Below are 18,140 nucleotides of genomic sequence, written 5' to 3' on the forward strand. Positions count from 1 at the left end.
CCCGCCGATTCAGGTGGTCGGGGGCATCCCGCACGCGACGTACACGTACTTGTTGGGGACGTCGAAGGTGAACTTGCGGGCCGGTAGCGCCGCGAGGACGTCGGCCGGCAGTGGTGCTTTGTAGCGCAGGGACATCGAGCCCTCGAAACTCGGGTCGACGGCGGCCAGGTCGGGAGCGTCCAGCAGCAGGCCGGAGTCGTCCAGTTCGGCCTGGACCATGGTGCCTGCGGCGGTGGCCCACTCGTGGTTGACGGTCTTGACGGCCTTGTTGGGCGCCGACGACAGCGTGCCGAGCAGCCGCTTCTCGGTGATCACCAGAGCGCCCACGAGGCTGCGGAGGGTGCTCTTGGCGACCTTGCCGGGTACGTGGCCGGAGAACCGGAACGTCACCGGGACGAACTCGGCGACGTGCAGCAGCCCCTCGGCCTGGAGCTGCTCACGGATGTCATCGGGCAGGTTGCCGATGCCGAGCAGCTTGCGCAGCAGTACAGCCATGTCCTCAGCGTAGATCCCGCAAGTGTGAATCCACTACGAGAAACGGCGCCGAGCGTGACTGTCGTGTCACACCCGGCGCCGGATCGTCGAATTACTGAACTACTTCTGCGCGGGCAGGACGTGCTCTCCGGTCTTGTCCGTTGCCAGGCACAGCGAGCAGATGTAGCCGCCCTCGGCCGAGGCCAGCATGTCGGGGCGCTCGTACTCGTGGTGGCACTTCTGGCACAGCAGGTGCGCGTCGGACGGGTTGCCGTACTCGTCGTACATCGGCAGGTCGATGCCGTCGTCGGTGCGGCGCAGGTAGTACTTGCCCTTGGTCGCGATCGCGATGATGGGCGGCAGCACCACGCCGAGCCCGATCGCCACCAGCGGCGAGTAGGGCGTGAGCGCCGAGCCGAGCCCACCGAAGAACGCCACCACCGACAGGCCCGCCGCGATCAGCATCGAGCCGAAGCCCACCGGATTGAAGGCGTACAGCATGCCGCGACGGAACTCGGGCTCCTTGGGCGACAGCTTCAGCAGGAACTTGTTGAAGACGATGTCGCTGGCCACCACCACAACCCAGGCCATGCCGCAGTTGGCGTAGAAACCCAGGATGGTGCTGAGGAAGTCGAACATGTTGGCTTCCATCAGGATCAGCGCGATCAGCAGGTTCACGCCGAGGAACACCAGGCGGCCGGGGTAGTGGTTGGTGATGCGGGTGTAGGAGTTGGTCCAGGCCAGCGAACCCGAGTAGGCGTTGGTGACGTTGATCTTGATCTGGCTGATCACCACGAGCACCACGGCCAAGGTCATGGCGAGCCAGCCCGGCAGGAAGTTTTCGTAGATCGACAGGAACTGGTGCACCGGCTGGTTGGCGATGCCCGCGCTGTCGGCGACATTGGCGATCAGGTAGACGGCGAGGAACAGGCCGACGACCTGCTTGATGGCGCCGAAGAACACCCAGCCCGGGCCGGCCAGGAACATCCAGGTCCACCAGGAGCGCTTGTTCTCGGGGGTCTTCGGCGGCATGAACCGCAGGTAGTCGTTCTGCTCGGCGATCTGCGCGATCAGTGACAGACACACGCCGGCGGCCAGCAGCGTCGAGCCCATGTCGAAGCCCTGGATGTGGTCTTTGCCCTGGTAGGCGAAGAACTGCCCGACCGATTCGGGATGGCTGATCAGCAGGTAGACGAACGGCGCGACCATCAGGATCAGCCACAGCGGAGTGGTCCAGACCTGCAGTGTCGAGAGCACCTTCATGCCGTAGATGACCAGCGGGAAGATGATGAGTGTCGACACCGCGTAGCCGAGCCACAACGGCAGGCCCAGGCCCAATTTGAGGCCCTGGGCCATGATCGACCCCTCCAGCGCGAAGAAGATGAAGGTGAACGTCGCGAAGATGACGTTCGTGACCACCGAGCCGTAGTAGCCGAAGCCACTGCCGCGCGTCACGAGGTCGAGGTCGATGTTGTACCGGGCCGAGTAGTAGGCCACCGGGAATCCGGTCAGCAGGATGACGACCGCGAAGATCGCGATGCCCGCCAGCGCGTTGGTGGTGCCGTACGAGATGCCGATGTTGGCACCGATCGCGAAGTCGGCCAGGTAGGCGATGCCGCCCAGTGCCGAGATGCCGACCACGCGCGTCGACCATTTCCGGTAACTGCGTGGCGCAAAGCGGAGGGTGTAGTCCTCCAGGGTTTCGCGTGTCGCGGTCAACCGGTCCTGATCGACGTCCGGTACAGCGGCAGGCGTCACCGGCTCCTGGCTGAGGTCTTGGGTCATGGTTAGCGAAGCTATGGTCAGTTTGTTTCATGCCCGTGACAGTTATGTTCCGGGCGGTAGCGAATTTCCGGCGCGCGAGCGCATCCGAAAGGAGACCGGTGACGAACCGCAACCGCTGGCTGTTCGGGACCGCGGCCGTGATCGGTTACGCCCTGCTGTGGGTGGGCTGGGCTGCGCAGTGGCCCTGGGTGACGACCTTCGACACGTCGCTGCTCGCACCCTTGCACCGGTACGGCGCGGCACACCCGGGCTGGGTGCTGGGCTGGAAGTGGTTTTCCTTCATCTTCGGGCCGTGGACCTTCCGGATCATCGCGGTGGTGGTTGCGTTCGTCGCGCTCGCACGGCGACAGCGGCGCACCGCGCTCTTCCTATTGATAGGCGTCGCTGCGACGGGCCTCGTCACCGAGGTCGCCAAGGACATCGCGCAACGGGCGCGGCCGCTGACCGCGCTGGCGCACGAACCGTCGTGGTCGTTTCCGTCGGGACACGCGCTGGGCACCATGGCCGGTGCGCTTGGGCTGTGCGCGGTGTTCCGGCTGTGGGGTGTGGCGCGGCAGCGGCTGATCGAGGTGCTCAGCGCCGTGATCGTCGTGACCGTCGGGGTGAGCCGGGTGGTGCTCAACGTGCACAACCCGACCGACGTTCTCGCGGGGTGGTTGCTGGGTGCGCTGTGGTTCCTGGTGTGCCTGCCCTTGCTCGCGCCAGTGCTTGCATCTGCCGGGTCTCAAAGCCGAAGCCCTATCGTGCCCAAACCTTGACCCGCCCTGGCTTGACCTTCCAGAGGGCGGTTCTCGACCATGGACGGGTGCGCCGACTGTTCGCTTTGCTGTGTGCTGCCGCGCTGGCGGTGGCACTGGCGCCCGTCGGCAATGCGGTGGTCACTCCGTGGTTCGCCAACTCGGTGGGATCGGCCACGCAGGTGATTTCGGTTGTGGGCGTTGGTGGTTCGTCGGCCAAGATGGACGTGTACCAGCGCGGGCCCGCGGGGTGGGACGCCGTCGCGGTCGGTATCCCGGCGCACGTCGGTTCCCGGGGCATGGTCCCGCAGAGCCACGACGGCAACCTGCAGACCCCGATGGGCATCTTCACGCTGCCGTTCGCGTTCGGCACCGCCGCCAATCCCGGGACGGGTCTGCAATACGTCCAGACCACACCCGATCACTGGTGGGACGGCGACATGAAGAGCCCCACCTACAACACCATGCAGGTGTGCAAGAAGGCGCAGTGCCGCTTTGACACCGATCCCGCAAGTGGCACCGAAAACCTCGACATCACGCCCTACAAGTACGCCGTCGTCATGGGCGTCAATCCGCAACGGACGCCCGGTAACGGCGGCGCCTTCTTCGTCCACATCGGTGACGGCCCGACGGCCGGGTGTGTGGCGATCGACGAGGGCACCCTGGTGAAGATCATGCGGTGGCTTCAACCGGGAGCGCTGATCGCCGTTGCCAAGTGATCAGATATGAAGGGCAGTACCGGTTTCCAGCTTGAAATTCAGGTTTTCGAGCGGCATCGTCGCGTCGATACCGCTCATGCCGGACAGTGCAACACAACTGGCACTCAGACTCAGCAGGTTTGGTCCACAGGCTGGACACAGCGGACGAAAAGTAATCTGCGAGAACGCCGTTCGTACGTGTCCCAGGCTGCGGTAGCGCGGTCGCGCGTTAGGGTGGTGGGGTTATGAGCCACCAGCTGGGGTTGTCCATCGGGACGACCAACCTGGTCGCAGCGCGTGTCGGTGAACCGCCCATGGTGCGGCGCTCCGTGCTGCGCCTGTTCCGTGACCGCGCGCCCCAGATCGGGTTGTCCGCGGATGCCGTCGACGACGGCGTGACGCTCAGCGGCTTCGTCGAACGTGTCGGTGACCCGGTGCCGATGGTGGCGCCCGACGGCACGGCATATCACGCCGACCAGTTGGTGGCCGAGGCGTTGGACGCCCTGATCGAGGCGGCCGGTGGCGAGCCGCCGACGGGACAGCTGGCGATTTCTGTTCCGGCGCACTGGGATACCGCGACGCTGCGAGCGATGCGGACCGTGATGCGATCCAATCCGAGCCTGGCGCCCAATGGGGTTCCGGCGCGCCTGGTGTCCGATGCGGTGGCGGCGCTGACCGCTCTGCACGCCAATCCGGGTCTGCCTGCCACCGGCACCGCCGCGCTGCTCGATTTCGGTGGCGGTGGCACCAGCATCACGCTGGCCGCGGCGGACACGTCGTTCGAGCCCATCGAGACCGTGCGTTATACCGAATTCTCCGGTGAGGGCGTCGATCAGGCGCTGCTGTCGCACGTGCTCGACCGCGTCGGTGGCGCCGGGGGAGTGGACACCGCAGGCACCGCGGCTGTGAGTTCGCTGGAGAAACTCCGTGAATCCTGCTGTGCGGCAAAGGAACTGTTGTCCGAGGCCGAGACGGCGACGGTGCCGGTGGATATTCCGGGTCACCAGGGCGACGTCGAGGTCACCCGCGCCGAGTTGTCCGAACTGCTCGACGAACCGCTGACCGGCGTACTGGCGGAGCTCGACGAGCTGTTGCAGCGCAACAACATTGCGTGGCGATCCGTCAGCTCGGTGGTTGCGGTCGGCGGCGGCGCGCGGATCCCGATGGTCAGCACGCGGCTCGCCGCACATCTCGAGGCGCGTGGCGGCGCGGGCATCCTGGTCACGACCCCGCAACCGGCGCTCGACGCCGCGGTGGGCGCGGCCCTGTTCGCGGTGTACGGCGCCGACGCCGACGCCAAGACCGGGATGGCACCGGCCGCCTTGCTGGGCACCGCGCCGACCGCCGCGGTCGACGGTGGCTCTGCCACCGCGCCGGCGGCAATCCCCGAACTCGACGTGCTTACCGACACCGCGGCCGCCCGGGTGGTCAAGGCCACCGGTCCGTCATTGGCCTGGTCCGAGGACTCCGACGGTGGCGGTGACCTGCTGCCCTATACCGGTGACGACGTCTTCGGTGACACCACGACCACTCGCGCCATCGCGCAGTACGTGCCGCCGGCCGGAGCGGTGGCCACCGAGCCGTCCAAGGCCTGGCAGCGGCTGCCACTGGTGGTGTTCGGCGTCGCGATCTTCGCCGCGATCGCGGCCGTCGGTGGCGTGACCATCGCGCTGACCGGTGACCGCAAACCCGTCGCACCGCCGACCGCACCGCCGCCGTCGCTGAGCGAGTCGCCGACGCCACCGCCACCGGCACCGCCGGCAGAACCGCCGCCACCCAGCACCGTCACCGTCACCAACGAGGTGCCCGCGCCGCCTCCCCCGCAGCCGAGTCCGACGTACCAACCGCCGGTCACCCACGCTCCGGCACCGACGCACACCACGACGACACACGCCCCGACGACGACTCCACCGCCGGTGACGACCACCGCCACCACGACCGAGGCGCCACCGCCGCCTCCGCCGCCATCCACGACGGAGACACCGACCTCGACGACGCCGACCATGACGACGAGCTATATCCGGCTGCCGTTCGTCCCGGTGCCGATCCCGATCCAGGTGCCCAAGGGCCCGGACCAACCGGCGGAATCTCAGCCGCCGACCAACCCGTACTACCCGGGACAGCAGCAGTACCCGTACGGGCAGTACCCACAGCAGTATCCGCAGCAATACCCGTATTGATGGGCGGTATTGCAACCGATTTGGGTGATTTAAACCCGTAATGACCTATTGACGCCAGCGTCAGAGCATTGACGTGAACTGGAAATTAACTTGATCCCATACCACAACTGCGGCAATCTTGTTCTATGAATTCGACAAGAACTCGCGTCGGACTGGCAGGTGCCGCGGCAATGGTCGCTCTGGGGGTTCTCGGTGCAATCTCCTCTGGAGTGACCAATGGCGGCGCCGTCGCCGGCTCCGACCACGCCCCGACAAACACCGTTTTCAACAGCCCCGAGGTGCCTGATTTCAACAGCGGCGCCACGCAGACCTGGACTCCAGGAGCCACAACTGCCGCAACGATGAGCGCAGCGCCCGCAGTTAAGGCAGGATAGGGCCCCATGAAGACTGCATGGGGTGTTGCTGCGGCAACTTCGCTGGGTGCTGTGGCTTTGATGTGTAGTGGTGTGGCTTCCGCTGGCTCTGCACCCAATGTGGTCGGCCAGAAGTTCAGTGACGCGCGAACGGCACTGTCCAGCGCCGGGTTCAAGCCGCTGGTGTCCACGACGGTGGGCGACCAGCTGCAGTGGCCGAACTGCGTGGTGACCAACCAGGTTGCCCGCACGGTCTCGGCCCCGGCCAACAGTGGCGGTTCGAGCAGCAGTCAGGTTTTGCTGTCGCTGAACTGTGAGGCCGCGTACGCCACTGCGGGCAGCCCCGGCAACTCGCTGGGCAGCCCGGCGGGCTCGCAGGCCTACGCCTCCGCAGCGGCGTCGGCCGCAGCGGCTGCCTCGTCGGCATCGGCTGCAGCCGAGGCTGAGGCTGCCGCGGCCGCCGATTCAGGCCAGGTCTGGGAGGGCCAGAACGCCCCACGCTGAAGCCTCGACCGGTGGTAGCCGGAGGGTTTCGGTTTCTCGGCGATGTCGGATACGCGGCTGTTCGCAAGCCTGCGTATTCGATATTGCTGATCTCGGTGTTTTGGTGGGGATTCGCTGGCTGGCGTGGAGATTTATCTGAGTGCGCGTTTTGCTGACTGCTGCCTCGTGTTTGCGCGCCAATGATGAGAATGCCGCTCTGGCAGGTGATTTCGAGCGTGTCGCAAGTTGCGTCAAGTCTGTCCGAGCGGCTTGTATATCCCACTGTGCCGGAATTGGATCGTCGAAACATGATGCGCGCGTCGGGGCTCGGCCTGCTGGCCGCCGCCGCGATGCCGTCCCCCGCCGCTCTGGCGGATCCCCAACCGGGCAGTTCGCCCACTGCGCCGCTGGCCCCGCAGCCTGCCGCGCAAACGCCCACCTACATCTTCCACGATGAGTTCGACGGCCCCGCCGGGTCGCGGCCGGACCCGGCCAAGTGGAACATCTCCCCGCAGCGCGAGACCATCAAGAACCCGGTGTTCTGGGACCGCCCGGAGAACATGGGCCAGTACCGCGACGACCGGGAGCACGTCTTCCTGGACGGCAAGGGCAACCTGGTCATCCGTGCCACGCGCGACGCCAACGGGAAATACACCAGCGGCAAGGTCTTCGGCACCTTCTGGGGTGGCATCAACACCACCTGGGAAGCCCGGATCAAGTTCAACTGCCTGACCAACGGCTGCTGGCCGGCCTGGTGGCTGTCCAACGACCACCCCGTCGTCGGCGGCGAGATCGACCTGGCCGAGTGGTACGGCAACGGTGAATGGCCGTCGGGCACCACGGTGCACGCGCGGTCGGACGGCACGTCGTTCGACACGCACCCGCACCCGATCGACGGTGGCTGGCACACCTGGCGCGTCACCTGGAACGACGCCGGTATGTCGTTCTGGCAGGACTACGCCGAAGGTATGCAGCCGTACTTCTACGTGCCGGCGAACTCACTGGATGACTGGCCGTTCAACCTGCCCGGCTACTCGGTGTTCCCCGTCCTGAACCTGGCGGTGTCCGGTTCCGGTGGCGGCGACCCCAAGGGCGGCAGCTACCCGGCCGAGATGCTCGTCGACTACGTGCGGGTCTGGTAAACCTCCAACAGCTGACAATGGGCCCCGCTTCACGGCGGGGCCCATTCTCTTATCTATGGGGCCGCGGCTTACTGAGGTCCGCGACCCCGGAACGTGGTGCCCGCCCGCTCCAGCAGCCCGCGAACCCGGGTGATGCCGTAGCCGGTCTCCTCGGCGAGCTGGCGAATGCTCTCGCCGTTCTCGTAGCGGATGCGCAGTTCCTTGCCGATGCGTTCGGCCGTCGTCGGATCCAGCCGGACGTGCTTGGTCACCGGTGGCACGTCGATCGCGCCGCCGGCATAGCCCTTGTGAACCTGGCCGCGCGGCGTGACGTCGGCGGCGGACTCGTCGCCCCACGCCGTCCAACCCGGTTGCGGGTGCCGGGCGAACAGTTCCAGGTATGGGCCGGGGGAGCAGGCCTCGATGAACCCGTACTGCTCGTCGGGCTTGCGGGAATGCTCCCGCTTGCGGGTCTCGATCATGTTGACCTGGCTGCGGGCGTGCGGCAGCGTGCGCATGCTGCCGCGTACGCCGAACAGGATGATCTCGGTGACGTTGCGGAAGTAGAAGCCGACGCCGCGGCCGTCGGGCCCGCCGTCCTTGCGCCGCTTGGCCCAGATGACGTTGGAGACGTAGCGGTAGCCCCACGCTTCCATCACACGCAGCCCCTCGGGCAGCAGCGCGTTGGGCACCCACAGATACAGGTGCGAGTCACGTGCGGCGACGGTCGACACCGGGATGTCACAGATGGCGTCGAGATCGAGCGTGGAGTAGCGGTCCAGGCGCCGGTGTTCCGGTGCGACCTTGCCGGTCCGGTTGGTGAAACGCCAAGGGGGATCGGCCAATACGGTCTTCCAGCCGCCGTCGACGGTGGGCAGCGGCGGCGGCGCGGCGATATCGCGCAGGGGGGCGGCCTTCGACTCGGCGCCGGCCTGGTCGCTGCGTTTCGCCACGTTGTCACTCCTACCTTCGAATTAGATCTTTTCGAACGGAGAAGATCTTCACGAAATCGTAGGCGATGGCACCGACAGGTCAGGCCTCCCAGAGGCCGATGTCGTCGGTTGTGTCCGGAGACTCTTGATCCGGGGCGTGGTCGGCCCAGGTGCGGGCACAGATCGCGACGGCCAGCAGCGGGCAGCCACCGCTGTCGCCGCGCTGCATCCGTGGCCGCAGCTTCTCGGTATTCGTGGTGGTCGTGGTGGCCAGGATGCGGCGGGCCCGCTCGTCGTCCATGCCGGCCTCGATGCCCAGTCGGTAGCCCAGGGTGCGCAGGTCGGTCTGGGTGCGGGTGATGATGACGGCGACGTCGATCAGCGCTGCGTCGTACAGCGCGCGGTAGGCGCTCAGGTCGCGATCGAGGTTGCCGTCCTTGGCATTCCACTCCACATCCAGAGCCAGCCGGTCGACGAAGTTGTCGACCTTGTAGCCCTCGTTGAACACCTCGGTGTCCTCCAGGGTGGGGTGCATTTCGCCGGCCGGCTTGTGCGGCATCTTGCGGAGCTCGAGGCGGATGCGCGTGTCCACGCGTGCCTCACGCCAGCCCTTGTTCCGGAAGGCGGTGTTGAGCCGGGCCGCGAGCTCGGTCTCCTGGCCGCCGGGCTGGACGAGATCGTCCGTGCGGAGCTGGAATTCGTGCAGGGCGGTGAGGAGTTCGTCGAACCGCTGCGGGTTGGTGGCGGCCAGGATCGCGGCGGCGTTGCGGGTCTCGATGAACTCGTACCGATCACGGACGTGCGGCGGCAGCACGCGGGTGTACGAGTCCGTCAGATCCACGAGGCGACGGTAGCAGTGCGCTCAGCCACGCAGCACGGCCTCCAACTGTTCGGCGGTGCGCGCCCAACCGTTGTGGAAGTTGTCGTACTCGTGCGACGGCAGCAGCGAGTGCTCGATCTCCATCAGCGTCTCGCCGTCGCCGTGGGGCTCGAAGGTGACGTTGACGACGCTGGCCATGGTCGGGTCGGGCCAGTTGGAATTGCTCCACGTGAAACGGAGCAGCCGCGGGCGGTCGATCTCCAGGAAGTGCCCGATGATCAGGACGATGGTGCCGGTGGCGTCGTGGTCGACTTCGAACCGCAGCTTGCCGCCGACATGGGGTTCGACGGTGATGTCGACACACCGGGATGGGCGCGGGCACATCCAGTCCATCAACGACTCGACATCGAGCCACTCGCCGAACACCACGTCGGGGACCGCCGGCATGACGCGCTGCACGCGCACGGTCACGGGTTCTGTCATTGGCCATGTCCTTTGCGACGCAAGCGGTCCGCGAGGGCATCCGCCCGTACCGACCAGAAATTGGATTGTTCGTTGATCCACTGCTGCGCCATGGTCAGCCCATCGGGGCGAAGGGACACCCACCGTTCGCGGCCGCGGACATCGCGTTGCACCAGGCCCGCTGATTCCAGCACGCCGATATGCCGGGACACGCCGGCGAACGTCATCGGCAGCGGGGCGGCCAGGTCGGTGATGCGGGCATCGCCTTGTCGCAGCGTCTCCAGTAGCCGGCGGCGCGTCGGATCCGCAAGGGCGGCGTACGCTCGGTCCAGCAGCTGATCTTCAACCATCTTGTTGACTATAGCGATGGATCGTGCTCTCCTGGAATAGCAATGTTCAACAACTTTGTTTAATGATTCCGTAGAGGAGGAACACCGTGCAGAAACCCGAGATCGTGTCCGCGGCCGAATGGGACGCCGCGCTGGAGAAGATGCTCGTCGCGGAGAAAGAGTGGACCCGCCGGCGGGACCAACTGGCCGCGATGCGCCGCCGCATGCCGTGGACGCCGGTGACGAAGAACTACACGTTCGTCGGCCCCGATGGCGAGCTCAGCCTCACCGACTTGTTCGGTGGCCGAAGGCAACTCGTCGTCTACCGTGCCTTCTTCGAGGAAGGTGTGAAGGGTTGGCCCGAGCATGCGTGCCGCGGGTGTTCGATGATCGCCGACAACGTCGGACATGTGGCTCATCTGAACGCGCGCGACACGACGCTGGCGTTCGCCTCGCGCGCGCCGCAGCCCGACATCGCGCGGATGACGGCCCGCATGGGCTGGAAGATGCCGTGGTACACCATCACCGACGACTTCGACGTCGACTTCGGTGTGCACGAGTGGCACGGCACCAACGCCTTCATCCGCGACGGTGACGCCGTCTACCGCACATACTTCATCAACAACCGCGGCGACGAAGCGCTCGGTACCTCCTGGAGCTATCTCGACATGACGGCGCTCGGCCGTCAGGAGAACTGGGAGGACTCCCCGCCCGGATACCCGCAGGACCCGCCCTACGAATGGTGGGACTGGCACGACACCTACGGCGAGCACCAGCCTTCACGGTGGTTCGGCGACCCCGACCCCAGTAAGCCCGACGACCCCCGTCCGCCGCGCGCAGAAGGGTGCGCCTCCTGTGAGCGATGAACCTGAACTCGCGGATCTCTACCAGCAGGCCATGGACCGCATCGTCGAGTTGGTCAGTGCGCCAGACGTTTCCGTCGATGCGCCGGTCGCTGCCTGCCCCGGCTGGTCGGTGCGGGATGTGCTGGCCCACATGGCCGGCGTCGCGCAGGACTGGGCTGCGGGGCGGCGGGTCGCCCCACCCAACGATGCCCAGACGGCGGCGCAAGTGGCCCGGTTCGACGGGCGCGGCCTGGACGACATCCTGCGGGCGTGGGGCGACGCCGCCGCGGAGCTGCCGCGGCTCGCGCGCGAAGGCATCGCGCCGCCGCTCGGTGACATCGTTGTCCACGAACATGACATCCGGGATGCGCTCGGCCGCCCGGGTGCGCGGGATTCGGCTGCACTGCAGTGTGTTTCCGATCAACTGCTACGCAAGCTGGTGACGCCGGTGCCGGTGCGGATCATGGTCGAGGACGGTGAGTACCGGTGCGGTCCCGACGCCGAACCCGTGATCGATTTGAAGACGACGCGATTCGAAGCGCTGCGCTGGCGCACCGGACGGCGCAGCCGCCACCAGATGGCGGCCATGGCGTGGTCCGGGGACCCGGCGGCGGTGCTCGATCACCTGTACATGTTCGGGCCGGCAACCGCCGATCTCGTTGAGTGACGGTCAGTTCCACTCGACGAGGCCCAGCTCGATCAGACGGATGGCGGCGGTCAGAGCTTCGGCGCGGACCTGAACGGGATCGAATCCGGTCGCGTCTGCCGCGGCGACGATCTGGTCGCGTAGCGGCCGTCGCCCGTCGAGTTCCAGCACGACGGGCAGCGCCACCGGTGACGCGGTGGCGCACAGGCTGAGTCCCGGTAGCGTCCACACCTGTGTCGGCGCCGGCTCGTAGCCACCATCACCACGGGACAGTGTCTGATCCAAGCGGCTACCGGGAAGCGGCGTCAGCACGGTGTCGAGCAGGTCGTCATCGGTCAGCGCAGCCAGCCGCCGCCGGTGTGCGAACACCCGCTGAATCTGGTCACTCGCGGAGCCGGTGGGGGAGCCGGGCATGTCGTCGGTCCAGAGGTGTTCAACGCCAGAATTAGTGCGCTGCATGATGATTGCGCCTGTTGTCAGCGCCTCGATGCCCTGGTCGCGATAGAACTCCAGCCAGCGGGCCAGGGCGGCCGCGAAATCGGCGGTGGCGTGCACACTCTGCACCAGCCAGGTCTCGGCGTGCTCGAGAGGATCATGCGTCGCGAACCGCAGAACCCAAGCGTCACAACCTGATCCGGCGAACCATGAGCGAACCGGCGCGACCCAGTCGCCGTCTTCCGGGTGCGGCCAACTCGCCAGCATCGTGGCCCAGCCGCCGGCGCGCAGCCGCGGGACGAGATCGTGAACCAACTGCTGACCCAGGCTCCCGGGACGGCGCGCCGCCTGTCCGGCGTCGCGCCACAGATAGGTGTTGTCGGGCGAGATGATGAACGGTGGGTTCACCGTGATCAGGTCGAAGGTCTGCTCGGCGACGGGTTCCAGCAGGCTGCCTTCGCGCCAGGTGACATGCGACAGGTCATTGAGTCCGGCGCCGAACGCGGCGAGGTGCAGGGCGCGTGCGTTGACGTCGGTGCCGGTCACCTGACCCGCGTGGGCGGTGGCCTGGAACGCCTGCACGCCGCCGCCGGTGCCGACGTCGAGTGCGTCGACGCCAGGTAAGCGCACCGTGAGATCCGCCAGCGTCATGGATGCCTGCGCGACGGCGACGACATGGTCCCGCCCCGTCGGGCGCCCGTCCTGCCAGTCGTGGGCGACGAGCATGTCGTCGGCCCACCCGATGCAGATGGTCGCGCGCACCCCGTCATTGCCGGACGTGAGCAGGCCGTTGTCGACCAGGCTGTCGATGTTCAGTGGGGACAGCGCCGCCGCGGCGTCTGCGCTGGGCACCGCCAAACCGGCCAGGAACAGCTTCACCAGGATGGCCAGTGGGCCGGGGCCCTGGCGGTGCGCCAGCACAACTGCCTCAAGGGGATTCGGCGCGATGCGGCCGCCGCCGAGTCCGTTCGGCGAATAGCCCGCGGCAGCCAGCAGCTTGCCGAGGTCCGCGGCGCAATCGACCAGTCGTGCGCCGACGGTCGTCACTTCTGGAACGGGTTGCCGATCGAGAGTGTCGGCGCGCCGGTGATCTTCTGGAATACGTTGAACTTCTGGAAGACGTTGACCTTCTGCAAGTTGTCCCACTTCTGCAGGTTGTCGAACTTGAGGAACGGGAAGTTCACCTTCTGCATGTTCCAGAACTTCACGAATGGTGCGTTCAGCTTCAGGAACGGGGGCGGGGCGGTATCGACGCCGCCGACGTCACAACCCGTTTCGCAGGTTGCTGGCGCGGCTGACGCAGGTGTCGCCGTGGCCAATGTGACGCCCGTGGTGGCCGCGAGTGCCACCAGCGACAACGTGATGGTTCGGTTCAATTTCTCGCTAGCCATGGCAGCCTCCCGATGAGCCACACAGTGCAGAAACCTGCAGGTCAGACTTTATCAGCGCACCGGCAAGGGAACCTAGGAAAATATCTCCGTATGGTTTGGCGCTACCGCTGTGGCGGGGTCAACAACGCGACGACGGCGTCGGTCAGGGCCGCGCGGGCGACGTCGAGATCTGACGTGAAGCCGATCTGCCGCTCGTTGCTGAGACCGCGGATCGCGGCGGGCAGCAGGCACCGCACCCGGTGCAACTGGTCCGGGTCGACGTCGAGGCCGTCCATCAGATAGTCGAAACCCTGAATCCAGTCGAGCTCGCGGGCCGCGAAAGCCGCTGCGGTGCGCGGATATTCGGCGGCGATGTCGGACCGTCGTGCCGGTAGTGACGTGCGCAGCGCCGTGAGAGCGCGGCCCTCGGTGGTGTCCAGGTAGTGCCAGACGGATTCGATGGCCCCTTCCACCCGTTCGCGCAGGGTGCCGCTGCGGGGCGTGTCCGGTCCGGAAGCCCAACTGCGGGAGTGGATTTCGGTGATGACCGCGACCCAGAGCCCGTCCAGGTCGGCGAACTGGTGTTGCACGGTGCCCCAGGTGACGCCCGCATCCTTGGCGATGCGGTTCGCCGACACGGGCTCGCCACCGCTGTCGGCCAGACAGCGGATGGCGACGTCGAGCAGGCGGGCCCGGGTTTCCAGGCCGCGCTTGTTCAGCTTGGTGCCGGCACCGGACTCTGTGACGACGGCCTGCCACTGCTCCCGGGCGAGGGCCGCCTGCGGGGAGTCGCGGGCCGGGCGCTCAGGCAAATCGGCCCGGATTCGCCGCGACGGCCCGGTGCAGCGTCGGCCGGTTGGCCCGGTAGGCCTCGACGACGGGCGCCAGTTCGTGCGGGCTGGCCCCGTGCATGATCACCGAATGCACGCCCAGATCATACTGGCGGGCAATGGTTTTCGCGCAGTCCTGTGGCGAGCCCTTGGCGACGGCGTCGAGCCACTCGGTGGGGATCAGCTCAGCGATCCGCTGCAGCGTCTCGAACGACGCGCTGGCGTCGATGGGTCCGGCGGTCGCCGCATCGGTGAACAGGTCGGACTGCCGGATGCGGTCCCACGTCGCGCGGTCCCAGCCGTTGGCCGAGACCAGGACGTCCGGGTAGGCCTGTAGGTAGGTCGCGAGCCGTCCGACGCCGCGCCGGATCTGGTCGTCCTCGGACAACGCGTCGGGGACGGTCGCCAGGCATGCCCAGATGCGGACGCTGTCGGGGTCCCGGCCCGCCTTCTCCGCGCCGCGGCGTACCGCGGCGACCGACTTCTCCGTCGCCTCGTCGGAGAAGAACGTATGCAGCACAACGAAATCGGCGATCTCGCCGGCCAGCTCCATGGTCTTCGGGCCGACCGCAACCAGGCCGATCGGCGGCCCGTCTTCCAGGCCGTTCACGTGGCGCAGCATGGGCCACTTCCCGGCGGGGCCTTCGTGATTGAGGATCATCTCGCCGGCCCAGAGGCGGCGCAGGATGCCGAAGAAATCGCGCAGCCGCGCCTCGGTCACGACCGGCAGGCCGATCGCCTGCCAGTAGGGCCCCATCCCGCGGCCGAACGCCATCGCGAACCGGCCCTCGGTCAGGGCATGCATCGTCGACCCGATGGTCGCGGTGACCGTGGGATGCCGGGTGTGGTGATTGGTCGACGGCGCGATACCCAGAGTCGTGCTGGCGCCTGCCACCGCGCCGCTGAGCACGCCCGCGTCTTTCACCGTGAAGCGCTCGCCGATGTGGCAGGAGCCCAACCCGAGCGCTTCGGCGTCCCGGGTTTCGGGCAGCACCACGCGAGTGTCCGCGGGGTGCCGGGTGACGGCGTAGTAGCCGAGCTCGTTGAGCTGGTCCTGCGTGCTCATGGTGCGCCTTTCATCGGAGACGCTTAGCACTGTTAATCATTTTGGATCAATTGTCAATGAAGGTTCTCAATAACTTGGAGTGTCCCCGATGCGCCCGCCGCGTCGATGCTCGGGAACCGGGCATGCAGTTGATCGATCAGGAACCTGGCCTCATCGAGGTCGCGCCGTAGCTCTCGGGCGCGCCGGCGCATCGACCGCGCCCGCTCTGACCAGGCCGTCGCATCGGGTAGGGACTCGACCCGGGCCAGTCTGGATGCGAGGTCCCATGCATGCCTACGCAGCTCGGCGCGCAATGCCCGAGCTTGTGCCACATCGGCATCTTCAGTCACGCCGCCATATTCACATGACGGTCAATTGGCCGCATGGCCAATTGGTTAGATTGACTTCGAATCGTGGCTCAGAGCCGATGCCGACACCGCCAGGACGACGTCGACAACGGCGTCGAGGAAGGCATCGTCGATCGGTTCGCCCGTCACGATCACGCGATGGTGAACCGGGCCGACGAGCCACTCGGCCAACGCGGCCACATCGATCTCGGGGGACAGCTCATTGCGTTCGATCGCGCGGAGGAACGGTTTCTGGTCGCGCGTGCGCTGATCATCGAGGTAGCGGGAGCGAAATGTCTGTGCCAGTTCCGAATCGTGCTGGGACTGTCCGATGAGTGCGCGGTAGACGGCGCCCGCGTCATCCGTGGTCAGGAAGTGGGCGGTATCGCGCAGATGTGCGCGCAGGTCGGAGTCGAGGCTCCCGGTGTCGGGTGGCTCCAAAGCTGCGGCGGCGTCTTCGAGGAATGCGTCCATGAGGACCTCGGTCTTGGAGCCCCACCAGCGATAGACGGTCTGCTTGGCGACCCCCGCCGCCTTGGCGATGCCTTCCATGGTGACGCCGGAGAAGCCCTTTTCGACGAGTAGATCATCGGCCGCGCGTAGTACGGCTTCCCGCGCAGCTTCACTGCGACCGTGCCGGTTCCCGTGATGCGATTGCGCGCCTTCCATGGCTCGATTGAACACCATCGTAGGCCTAGTCTAGACGCAACGTTGCGTCTACTGTAGGTCGTATGACCTCAACACTGAACCAACCGGATTACGCCTCGATCATCAATCGCCTGTTCGCCGATGCGCAGTTGGACGATCAACGGCGGCAAGGGCTTTCGCCGACCGACTACGAAATTGCAGAACGTGCCGACGTGTGCCAGGACTTCTACCTTTCGGTGGCTCCCGACTCGGGCCGACTGCTGTACAGCCTGGTCCGCGCAGTGAAGCCCTCGACCATCGTGGAGTACGGGATGTCGTATGGCATTTCCACCCTGCACCTCGCCGCGGCAGTCCGCGACAACGGTGTCGGGCGGATCATCACCACGGAGATGAGTTCGCAGAAGATATCGGCGGCCCGCGCGACGTTCGCCGAGGCGGGGGTTGCTGACTTGATCACGATTCTGGAAGGCGACGCCCGCACGACCCTCGAGACCGTCACGGGCCCAGTGCAATTCGTGCTTCTCGACGGCTGGCCCGATCTGGACCTGCCGGTGTTGAAGATCCTGGAGCCGGTGTTGGCGCCCGGAGCACTGATCCTCGGCGACAACGTCAGGCTCGACCCGGATCACGTCTACCGCGACTACGTCAACGCGCCGGGGAGCGGCTACGTCAGTGTCCCTATTCCGCTCGACAAGGGCATGGAATTGACCGTCCGGGTTTAGCCGGCCCTACAGCTCGCGGATCACCCGGGCCGGCGAGCCAACGGCCAGCGCACGTGGTGGCAGGTCGCGGGTGACCACCGAACCGGCACCCACGACCGTGTCCGCGCCGATGGTGACGCCCGGGCACACGATGACGCCGCCGCCGAGCCACACGTTGTCGCCGATCGTGATCGGTTCGGCCGCCTCCCACTTGTCTCGGCGGACATCGGGATTCAGCGGGTGGGTGGCCGTCAGCAGCTGCACATTGGGCCCGATCTGCACATCGTCACCGATGCTGATCCGCGCGACGTCGAGAAGGATGAGTCCCCAGTTCGCGAAAGTGCGGGCGCCGATGGTGGTTTGGTAGCCGTAGTCGCACTGCAGCGGCGGACGGATTTCACTGTTCTCCCCGAAAGCGCCGAGGAGTTCGCGAAGTAGGCGGTTTCGCTGGTCGAGGTCGGTGGGGTCGAGCGCATTGATCCGGTGGGTGAGCTGTTGCGCTCGCTTCGACTCGCGGATCAGTTCGGGGTCGTCGGCAATGTAGAGGTCACCAGCGAGCATGCGGTCGCGCATCGAACGGGCCATACCACCACGTTAGGTGCTCGGCCGCGGTGAACCTTTTCGATGCCCGATTCGTTCAATTGGTATGAGCATCATCGACTTCCGCCGCCGGCGCCCCGTCGCGCCGACCTTCGTGGTGGTCGACCGCCTGCACGGCCGGCGTGCCGAAGAGGTACCCGGCGAGCAGATCGCCGCCACCGTGTCGTCGTGGCTGGCCGAACTGGGGGTGGAGAGCCCGCTCATCGATGCGCTGGAGTCGGCCGCCCAGAATCAGGACTGGCCGACCGTCTACGCCCTGGGAGAGCGGCTGTCGGTCGACGTCATGGTCGCGTAGCCGA

22 protein-coding genes are annotated in these 18,140 nt (G+C 66.6%); 9 read left to right on the forward strand and 13 right to left on the reverse strand.

The features are described from left to right. Positions 1-9: 9 nt before the first annotated feature. Positions 10-495, reverse strand: coding sequence for a hypothetical protein (locus tag H289_RS0126650; protein WP_020103911.1), 486 nt, complete (start codon positions 493-495; stop codon positions 10-12). 99 nt (positions 496-594) lie between these two features. After that, positions 595-2,259 (reverse strand): purine-cytosine permease family protein, encoded by a 1,665-nt coding sequence (locus tag H289_RS0126655; protein WP_020103912.1) that lies wholly within the window; start codon positions 2,257-2,259, stop codon positions 595-597. A gap of 98 nt (positions 2,260-2,357) precedes the next feature. Here H289_RS0126655 and H289_RS0126660 point away from each other — a divergent pair, with 98 nt between their 5' ends. From H289_RS0126660 to H289_RS0126680, 5 genes are all read left to right on the forward strand, one after another. Beyond that, positions 2,358-3,017 carry a phosphatase PAP2 family protein gene (locus H289_RS0126660; protein WP_020103913.1) on the forward strand — a complete coding sequence of 220 codons (660 nt, stop codon included), beginning with the start codon at positions 2,358-2,360 and terminating at the stop codon, positions 3,015-3,017. 47 nt (positions 3,018-3,064) lie between these two features. Beyond that, entirely contained in the window at positions 3,065-3,715 is a 651-nt protein-coding gene (locus tag H289_RS0126665) for a L,D-transpeptidase family protein (protein ID WP_020103914.1), read from the forward strand. Between the two features lie 224 nt (positions 3,716-3,939). After that, entirely contained in the window at positions 3,940-5,874 is a 1,935-nt protein-coding gene (locus tag H289_RS0126670) for an Hsp70 family protein (protein ID WP_020103915.1), read from the forward strand. A 446-nt stretch (positions 5,875-6,320) separates the two neighbouring features. Beyond that, a complete protein-coding gene (locus H289_RS31435; protein WP_177127420.1) occupies positions 6,321-6,731 on the forward strand; it encodes a PASTA domain-containing protein in 411 nt (136 codons plus the stop codon). A gap of 272 nt (positions 6,732-7,003) precedes the next feature. Further along, a complete protein-coding gene (locus H289_RS0126680) occupies positions 7,004-7,852 on the forward strand; it encodes a glycoside hydrolase family 16 protein (RefSeq protein WP_029105794.1) in 849 nt (282 codons plus the stop codon). 68 nt (positions 7,853-7,920) lie between these two features. On the opposite strand, the gene H289_RS0126685 is transcribed toward H289_RS0126680, so the two are convergent. The 4 genes from H289_RS0126685 to H289_RS0126700 all read right to left on the reverse strand — a co-directional run bounded on the left by H289_RS0126685 (position 7,921) and on the right by H289_RS0126700 (position 10,395). Continuing rightward, entirely contained in the window at positions 7,921-8,784 is an 864-nt protein-coding gene (locus H289_RS0126685; protein ID WP_020103918.1) for an MT-A70 family methyltransferase, read from the reverse strand. Positions 8,785-8,863: 79 nt separating this feature from the next. After that, entirely contained in the window at positions 8,864-9,604 is a 741-nt protein-coding gene (locus H289_RS0126690) for a BglII/BstYI family type II restriction endonuclease (RefSeq protein ID WP_020103919.1), read from the reverse strand. A 21-nt stretch (positions 9,605-9,625) separates the two neighbouring features. Continuing rightward, positions 9,626-10,066 (reverse strand): SRPBCC family protein, encoded by a 441-nt coding sequence (locus H289_RS0126695; RefSeq protein ID WP_020103920.1) that lies wholly within the window; start codon positions 10,064-10,066, stop codon positions 9,626-9,628. Then, positions 10,063-10,395 (reverse strand): ArsR/SmtB family transcription factor, encoded by a 333-nt coding sequence (locus tag H289_RS0126700; RefSeq protein WP_020103921.1) that lies wholly within the window; start codon positions 10,393-10,395, stop codon positions 10,063-10,065. The genes H289_RS0126695 and H289_RS0126700 overlap by 4 nt, the downstream gene beginning before the upstream one ends. Before the next feature lie 86 nt (positions 10,396-10,481). Here H289_RS0126700 and H289_RS0126705 point away from each other — a divergent pair, with 86 nt between their 5' ends. Then, entirely contained in the window at positions 10,482-11,240 is a 759-nt protein-coding gene (locus H289_RS0126705) for a DUF899 domain-containing protein (protein ID WP_020103922.1), read from the forward strand. Beyond that, a complete protein-coding gene (locus tag H289_RS0126710; RefSeq protein WP_020103923.1) occupies positions 11,230-11,886 on the forward strand; it encodes a maleylpyruvate isomerase family mycothiol-dependent enzyme in 657 nt (218 codons plus the stop codon). The genes H289_RS0126705 and H289_RS0126710 overlap by 11 nt, the downstream gene beginning before the upstream one ends. A 3-nt stretch (positions 11,887-11,889) precedes the next feature. On the opposite strand, the gene H289_RS0126715 is transcribed toward H289_RS0126710, so the two are convergent. The 6 genes from H289_RS0126715 to H289_RS0126740 all read right to left on the reverse strand — a co-directional run bounded on the left by H289_RS0126715 (position 11,890) and on the right by H289_RS0126740 (position 16,579). Continuing rightward, positions 11,890-13,347 carry a DUF7059 domain-containing protein gene (locus H289_RS0126715; RefSeq protein WP_020103924.1) on the reverse strand — a complete coding sequence of 486 codons (1,458 nt, stop codon included), beginning with the start codon at positions 13,345-13,347 and terminating at the stop codon, positions 11,890-11,892. Further along, positions 13,344-13,691 (reverse strand): hypothetical protein, encoded by a 348-nt coding sequence (locus H289_RS0126720; RefSeq protein ID WP_020103925.1) that lies wholly within the window; start codon positions 13,689-13,691, stop codon positions 13,344-13,346. Before H289_RS0126720 ends, H289_RS0126715 begins: the two co-directional genes overlap by 4 nt. A 101-nt stretch (positions 13,692-13,792) precedes the next feature. Continuing rightward, the gene (locus H289_RS0126725; protein WP_020103926.1) at positions 13,793-14,482 is read right to left on the reverse strand and encodes a TetR/AcrR family transcriptional regulator; all 690 of its coding nucleotides are present in this window, start codon (positions 14,480-14,482) and stop codon (positions 13,793-13,795) included. Then, positions 14,475-15,566 carry a TIGR03857 family LLM class F420-dependent oxidoreductase gene (locus H289_RS0126730; protein ID WP_020103927.1) on the reverse strand — a complete coding sequence of 364 codons (1,092 nt, stop codon included), beginning with the start codon at positions 15,564-15,566 and terminating at the stop codon, positions 14,475-14,477. Before H289_RS0126730 ends, H289_RS0126725 begins: the two co-directional genes overlap by 8 nt. A gap of 53 nt (positions 15,567-15,619) precedes the next feature. Then, on the reverse strand, positions 15,620-15,895 hold the full coding sequence (locus H289_RS31440) for a hypothetical protein (RefSeq protein WP_020103928.1): 276 nt from the start codon (positions 15,893-15,895) through the stop codon (positions 15,620-15,622). A 45-nt stretch (positions 15,896-15,940) separates the two neighbouring features. Further along, positions 15,941-16,579, reverse strand: coding sequence for a TetR/AcrR family transcriptional regulator (locus H289_RS0126740; RefSeq protein WP_110772239.1), 639 nt, complete (start codon positions 16,577-16,579; stop codon positions 15,941-15,943). A gap of 44 nt (positions 16,580-16,623) precedes the next feature. Here H289_RS0126740 and H289_RS0126745 point away from each other — a divergent pair, with 44 nt between their 5' ends. Next, a complete protein-coding gene (locus H289_RS0126745) occupies positions 16,624-17,262 on the forward strand; it encodes an O-methyltransferase (RefSeq protein ID WP_020103930.1) in 639 nt (212 codons plus the stop codon). Between the two features lie 6 nt (positions 17,263-17,268). Here the strand turns inward: H289_RS0126745 and H289_RS0126750 are convergent, their stop codons facing one another. Beyond that, positions 17,269-17,826, reverse strand: a complete 558-nt coding sequence (locus H289_RS0126750) for a sugar O-acetyltransferase (RefSeq protein ID WP_020103931.1) — start codon at positions 17,824-17,826, stop codon at positions 17,269-17,271. A gap of 61 nt (positions 17,827-17,887) precedes the next feature. On the opposite strand from H289_RS0126750, the gene H289_RS0126755 reads away from it, so the two are divergent. Then, on the forward strand, positions 17,888-18,136 hold the full coding sequence (locus H289_RS0126755; RefSeq protein ID WP_020103932.1) for an Rv2628 protein family: 249 nt from the start codon (positions 17,888-17,890) through the stop codon (positions 18,134-18,136). The last annotated feature ends 4 nt before the right edge of the window (positions 18,137-18,140 follow it).

It is taken from the genome of Mycobacterium sp. 360MFTsu5.1 (assembly GCF_000383495.1).
GTDB classification, from domain to species: domain Bacteria; phylum Actinomycetota; class Actinomycetes; order Mycobacteriales; family Mycobacteriaceae; genus Mycobacterium; species Mycobacterium mucogenicum_B.

Excerpts from the sequence above, each read along its gene's own strand:
- H289_RS0126650 (WP_020103911.1), bottom strand. The coding sequence starts at position 495 with ATGGCTGTACTGCTGCGCAAGCTGCTCGGCATCGGCAACCTGCCCGAT.
- H289_RS0126655 (WP_020103912.1), bottom strand. The coding sequence starts at position 2,259 with ATGACCCAAGACCTCAGCCAGGAGCCGGTGACGCCTGCCGCTGTACCG.
- H289_RS0126670 (WP_020103915.1), top strand. The coding sequence starts at position 3,940 with ATGAGCCACCAGCTGGGGTTGTCCATCGGGACGACCAACCTGGTCGCA.
- H289_RS0126695 (WP_020103920.1), bottom strand. The coding sequence starts at position 10,066 with ATGACAGAACCCGTGACCGTGCGCGTGCAGCGCGTCATGCCGGCGGTC.
- H289_RS0126700 (WP_020103921.1), bottom strand. The coding sequence starts at position 10,395 with ATGGTTGAAGATCAGCTGCTGGACCGAGCGTACGCCGCCCTTGCGGAT.
- H289_RS0126720 (WP_020103925.1), bottom strand. The coding sequence starts at position 13,691 with ATGGCTAGCGAGAAATTGAACCGAACCATCACGTTGTCGCTGGTGGCA.
- H289_RS0126730 (WP_020103927.1), bottom strand. The coding sequence starts at position 15,566 with ATGAGCACGCAGGACCAGCTCAACGAGCTCGGCTACTACGCCGTCACC.
- H289_RS0126740 (WP_110772239.1), bottom strand. The coding sequence starts at position 16,579 with ATGGTGTTCAATCGAGCCATGGAAGGCGCGCAATCGCATCACGGGAAC.
- H289_RS0126745 (WP_020103930.1), top strand. The coding sequence starts at position 16,624 with ATGACCTCAACACTGAACCAACCGGATTACGCCTCGATCATCAATCGC.
- H289_RS0126750 (WP_020103931.1), bottom strand. The coding sequence starts at position 17,826 with ATGGCCCGTTCGATGCGCGACCGCATGCTCGCTGGTGACCTCTACATT.
- H289_RS0126755 (WP_020103932.1), top strand. The coding sequence starts at position 17,888 with ATGAGCATCATCGACTTCCGCCGCCGGCGCCCCGTCGCGCCGACCTTC.